At 61.1% G+C, this 5,360-nt stretch carries 5 protein-coding genes; 3 read left to right on the top strand and 2 right to left on the bottom strand.

Features of this window, described 5'->3' with window-relative positions; translation table 11 throughout:
* A partial coding sequence (locus tag IRZ24_RS16370; RefSeq protein ID WP_297166421.1) for a hypothetical protein occupies positions 1-185 on the top strand: 185 nt, incomplete at its 5' end.
* 181 nt (positions 186-366) lie between these two features.
* On the opposite strand, the gene IRZ24_RS16365 is transcribed toward IRZ24_RS16370, so the two are convergent.
* The gene (locus IRZ24_RS16365) at positions 367-1,374 is read right to left on the bottom strand and encodes an isoaspartyl peptidase/L-asparaginase family protein (RefSeq protein ID WP_297166418.1); all 1,008 of its coding nucleotides are present in this window, start codon (positions 1,372-1,374) and stop codon (positions 367-369) included.
* Between the two features lie 330 nt (positions 1,375-1,704).
* On the opposite strand from IRZ24_RS16365, the gene IRZ24_RS16360 reads away from it, so the two are divergent.
* Both IRZ24_RS16360 and IRZ24_RS16355 read left to right on the top strand, forming a co-directional pair.
* Positions 1,705-2,886 (top strand): CaiB/BaiF CoA-transferase family protein, encoded by a 1,182-nt coding sequence (locus IRZ24_RS16360; protein WP_297166415.1) that lies wholly within the window; start codon positions 1,705-1,707, stop codon positions 2,884-2,886.
* Between the two features lie 188 nt (positions 2,887-3,074).
* Complete coding sequence (locus IRZ24_RS16355) at positions 3,075-4,379, top strand: pyridoxal phosphate-dependent aminotransferase (RefSeq protein ID WP_297166411.1); 1,305 nt, start codon at positions 3,075-3,077, stop codon at positions 4,377-4,379.
* Positions 4,380-4,441: 62 nt separating this feature from the next.
* Here the strand turns inward: IRZ24_RS16355 and IRZ24_RS16350 are convergent, their stop codons facing one another.
* Positions 4,442-5,296 carry a methyltransferase domain-containing protein gene (locus tag IRZ24_RS16350; RefSeq protein WP_297166408.1) on the bottom strand — a complete coding sequence of 285 codons (855 nt, stop codon included), beginning with the start codon at positions 5,294-5,296 and terminating at the stop codon, positions 4,442-4,444.
* Positions 5,297-5,360 lie beyond the last annotated feature (64 nt).

Below are 5,360 nucleotides of genomic sequence, written 5' to 3'. Positions count from 1 at the left end.
CCCAACCACAGCCCCCTCTCTACCCCTATGCCGGCCTTCCACCCTCAGCCGGCGCCAGGCCAGAAGCCGAGCCAGGGCAGCAACACCAGCAGATCCCGTTTCTCCTCTTGCTGATCTGTGGCCTAGTGATCTTCGCCTGCTTCTTTGTCCTGGGCTTCTTTCTGAGCACACTGCTCCTGCACTAGAGGAGACGACTGGCAAGCAGCAGCCGCCGCAGGCAAACAGCGCCAAGGCCACAGAACCAGAACAGGCGAGGGAGGAGGCGGACAGAACCGGTGAGGTGGTAATCTCGCCCTGGCTGGCTAGCCGGCCTTGGCCGGCCAGCCGGCGCAGAAGAGGGCAAGATACTCCGTGCTCCACTAGATGCTAGATGCCACAAACTGGCTGCTCCATGCCTGAACAGCGGTAGGCATAGGCCATCTGTGGACTGTTGTGGGCCAGTCCCACCTGACCCAGGGCATCTACAATGATTAATCCTCCCTTGCCAGTGGCTTTGGCGCTCAAGACATCGATCGCCGCCTGAGCCGCCGCTGCGGCGCTGGCCCCCAGCGCCACAAAATCAGCGGCTCGCCGCGCTAGCAACAGGCGCACGAAATCCTCGCCCTGACCAGTGCAGGAAACCGCCGCATGCTCATCAGCATAAAAGCCACAGCCGACCAGGGGAGTATCGCCGACACGCCCAGGATATTTCTGAAAGATGCCTCCCGTAGAGGTTGCTGCCGCCAATAGGCCCGACTCATCCAGGGCCACGGCTCCGACCGTTCCATGACGCTCCTCGTCCAGATGAATACTGGTAGCGCCAACCTGCAAGCGATAATAGGGAGGCTCCCCCTCGTCGGAGACAAAGGTCGTCGTGGCTACTTCCAGACGGTAGAAAAGCGGCTCCTCCTCATCCTCTTCGCTCAACTGGCCCGCGGTCTCTCGCCGGGCTTCGCGCCAACGACGATATTGATAGTCAGTCAACAGCTCTTCAGTGCGACAGAGCGGAATCCCCTGCTCCAGGGCAAACTGCTGGGCCCCGTGCCCGACGAGCAGCACATGAGGACTTTCTAACACGCGGCGCGCCAACGTAATCGGATTCTTCACCCCCTCGACGGCAGCGACAGCCCCGACCTGCAGAGTACGCCCTTCCATGATGCCTGCATCTAGCTCTATGCGGCCATCTTGTGTCAATGTGGCTCCCGTGCCAGCATTGTAGACAGGGTTATCCTCCAGCGCACGTACCGCCACCTCGACCGCATCAAGAGCTGAGCCTCCCTGCTCCAGGACACGCCACCCTAGCTCTGCCGCTTCCCGGCAACCGGCTTGTGCGACCGCAGCCCGCTCCTCGGGAATCAAGCCGGCTCCTCCATGAACAACAATGGCGATAGGCATCTACTCCTCTGCTCCTCATTTCCAACAGATTCTTAGCTCTGAGAGCATTGTATCACGCAGCGCCCTTCAACTCAGCGCTTCCAGGCCGCAGAGGCTAGACCTCAGCACTCCGGCAGATCGATCAGGTCACTTCACTCCCAAGAGACAAGGCCTGGTCCCCACCAAGACCCTAGCAGCCAGCATACCCCAAGAGAGGATTGACAGGGCTGGCTAATCTTGCTATAACATAGCGAACATCGCCGCGTGCGAATCGTTTCAAGCAGAGAGACAGCGTCAGTCAAGCGACCTGGACGGACCAGGAGTTCCCACACTGCAGTAAGGAGAGCAGGCATGACCCAGCCTCTGAGTGGCATTCGTGTACTCGACCTCTCCCGTCTTCTGCCTGGAGGCTATGCCTCGCAACTATTAGCCGACTTTGGCGCCGATGTGATCAAGGTTGAAGAGCCTGGCAGCGGCGACTATGGGCGGAACATGCCCCCCTACGGCCCGGGGGGGATGGGGCTGGCCTTTCTGGCCGTGAACCGTAATAAGCGCAGCCTGACACTCAATCTCAAGTCTGACGAGGGCCGGGCGATCTTCCTGCGCCTGGTGCGTAGCGCCGATGTACTCCTGGAGAGCTTTCGCCCCGGCGTAATGGCTCGCTTGGGCCTGGGCTATGAGCAGCTACGCGAGATCCGCCCGGAGCTGATCTATTGCGCTATCAGCGGCTATGGTCAGGACGGACCCTATAGCCAGCGCGCGGGACACGACCTCAACTATCTCGGTTACGCTGGTCTGCTGCATTATAACCGCGATCACCAGGGGCGACCGGTCATGCCCCCTACCCAGTTGGCTGATCTGGCTGGCGGCGGCCTGATGGCCGTGATCGGTATTCTAGCGGCCCTTGTCGGGCGCCACCAAAGCGGCCAGGGACGCTTTGTCGATGTCTCTATGACCGAGGGCGCGATGGCCTTGCTTCCACTGGCCATCAGTACGTACCTGACAACAGGCCAGGCTCCTCAACCGGGACACTCTCCCCTCGATGGTGGCCTGCCTTGCTACAATATTTATGAGACGAGAGATGGTGGCTACATTACCCTGGCCGCCCTCGAGCCGAAATTTTGGCATGCCTTCTGCACGCGCATCGGCCATCTAGAGCTGCTGCCTTTTCATACCCCTGTTGGGCCAGAGGAGCGCAAACAGGCGATCGCCATCTTACAAAGTATCTTCAAAACCAAGACACGCGATGAATGGCTGGCCGAGCTGGCCGATCTCGACGCCTGCGTCGGACCGGTCTACTCCCTGGAAGAGGCCCTCAGCGATCCACATGCCCAAGCCCGCGGCGTCGCCCACCTGAGCGAGATCGCCGGCGAGACACTTGGTACGCTGCGCGCCTTCCCGCGCCTCTCTGATACCCCCCAGGAAGAGCGCTATCAGCCTCCAAGGCTGGGTGAACACACCGCCATGATCCTGAGCGAGCTTGGCTACAGCCAGGAAGAGATCGCTTCCTTCCGCGCCCGGGGCATCATTTGAGAAGGAACGAGGCCAGCCTCACCATCTTAGCGAGCGAGCCAGCCAAAGCCTTACGGCCTCAGCCTGCCCTCCTGGCTATTGGGGAAACGAGAGGAGAGGAGCCGGCAGCAAGAGAGCGCATTGGTTGGCAGGAGCAGACAGCCAGCTCTATGTGATAGAATGAGTAAGTGGGAGAGAGAATAGCGGACATGCAGCAAGAGATCCCAGGGGGAAGAGAGGAGCCAGGTCAGCACCTCTGGCAGCGCCTGCCGCCTAATCCCCTCGCTGAGCTACGTCAGGTCGCCGAGGAGCGAGAGCGAGCCGGTCAGGTGTTGCGCCGTCTAGAGATTGGCGAACCAAACTTTCGCACCCCGCAGCACATCGTGGCCGCCGCCATCGCCTCCCTCCAGCAAGAGGCCCAAACCTATGGCCCATCCGGCGGCTGGCCGTGGCTACGCGAGCTTCTGGCCGAGAAGATCCGACGCGTCAACGGCTACGAGGTCTCAGCGGCCAATATTGGAGTCACCGTCGGCGGCACAGGCGCGGTGCAGCTAGCGCTGCTGGCGACCGTCGGTCCAGGTGATGAGGTTCTTCTGCCCGATCCTGGCTGGCCCCATTACTATCGCCAGCTCGCCATCGCGGGAGCCAAGCCTGTACCCTATCCGCTTGATCCGGCGAGCGGCTGGCTACCAGACCTGCGCGAGCTAGAACGGCGGGTCAATGCGCGCACACGCCTGCTGATCGTCAATAGCCCAGGCAATCCGACCGGGGCCGTTTTCCCACGGGAGCTAATCGCCGCACTCCTGGATTTTGCTCGCCGCCATCGCTTGCTGCTGCTCTCAGACGAATGCTACGACGAGCTGGTGTTTGAAGGAGAGCACGTCAGCCCTGCTACGCTGCTAACAGCGACGGAGCGCGAGCGGGGGACCTTCATCGGCGTCTATAGCTTTTCGAAAACCTATGCTATGACCGGCTGGCGCATTGGCTATCTGGTAGCAGGTCAGGTTCTCATGCGCAGCCTCAGCCAAGTGCTGGACGCCAGCTATACCAGTCTGCCACTGGCTACTCAGCGGGCTGCGGCGGCAGCTCTGCAAGGGCCCCAGGACTGCGTCGCTCAGATGCGCGCTGCCTACCGCCGGCGACGCGATCAGGCGATTGCGCTCCTGAAGCGCTATGGACGCTATGAGTATACCCCACATGGCGCCTTCTACATCCTGGTCAACATCGCCCGAAAGAGCGGAGACGGGCACCGCGCTCGCCCTGCTAGAAGCGATGGCAGCGCCAGAGAGCAGGCCACTGCCTTCGCCCTGGAGCTGCTACGGCGGCGGAACGTGCTGGTTGTACCCGGAAACCTCTTCGGTTCCAGCACCGTTGACTACGTGCGCGTCTCCCTGGGAGCCGATGAGGAGACCATAGAGGAGGGTCTCAGCAGCATTTGTGAGCTGTGCGAGGAAGGGAAGGCACACGCGCCAGGAGTCGGGGAGGCGCGCGAGCACAGCGAGGAGTCAGGATAAGAGCACCAGCAAAAGAGCAAGAGAGCGCACTGAGACCCAGCGGGTAGCCTCCTCGTCACCACTTACTTATAGGCCACCACGCCAAACGCCTCCTGACGCGGCACCACCCGCGCAAAGCCAGCCTCCTGCAAACGGCGGGTCACTCCCCGGAGGGTGCTGCTACCAGCGCGGCTCTGCAAGTCGCCTACATAGTGGAAGAGGCGCCCCCCACCGCGGAGCACTCGATATAGCTCGCGATAGAAGGCACCCGAGTAGAGCTCGCCAGCCAGGTCAAAGGCGGGTGGATCATGGATAATGCGCGAAAAATAGTGATCAGGAAAGGTCGGCACCAGCTCACTGGCGTCACCCAGCATGCGGCGGATCTTGGGATGATGGAAAAGATCCTGTGACCAGGGATTGAAACGAGCTACCTCCTGAACCGCAGGATCAAGCTCAATCGTCACGACCTCGTCAGCATAGCGGGCCGCCTCGATGGCAGTATAGCCAAGGCCAGTGGCCGTGTCCAGCACCCGTCCGCTGATGGGTACCAGCGTGCGCATCTTGAGACGCGTGTCCTCCAGCGGATCAACCTCCTTCACGCGGTGCATCACAAAGCCGGCAATCAGCAGGCTAGGCGCCCCCTGGGTCGGATAGAGACTACAGGGGCGATTGGTCACCGACGAGAAGGTCTGGATGGCTCGCACAGAACCATGTTCTAACAAGAAACAACTATTGAGAGCAGATGCAATACGCTCAACATCGTCCCAACGCAACAGCTCGCCCGAAGGGAAGAGCACCCCCTCTTCCGTGAGCGCAACGGTCACTTGGGAGAGGCCCAGGTCCGGCGAGAGTTCACACTGCCGCCTCCCCTCCCGGCGAGCCTGCAAAAGAGGGGCAACCTGAACGTGTGATAAGACAACGTGTAGGCTGGTGACCACAGGTCGCAGTTCCTCGATATTGAATGGTAGGTGTTGGCGCGAAGATTATATATGGGAGCAAGCT

It is taken from the genome of Thermogemmatispora sp. (assembly GCF_019683755.1).
Lineage (GTDB): Bacteria > Chloroflexota > Ktedonobacteria > Ktedonobacterales > Ktedonobacteraceae > Thermogemmatispora.
The sequence above is the reverse complement of the archived record's forward strand: the minus strand, read 5'-3'. Positions and strand labels throughout refer to the sequence as shown.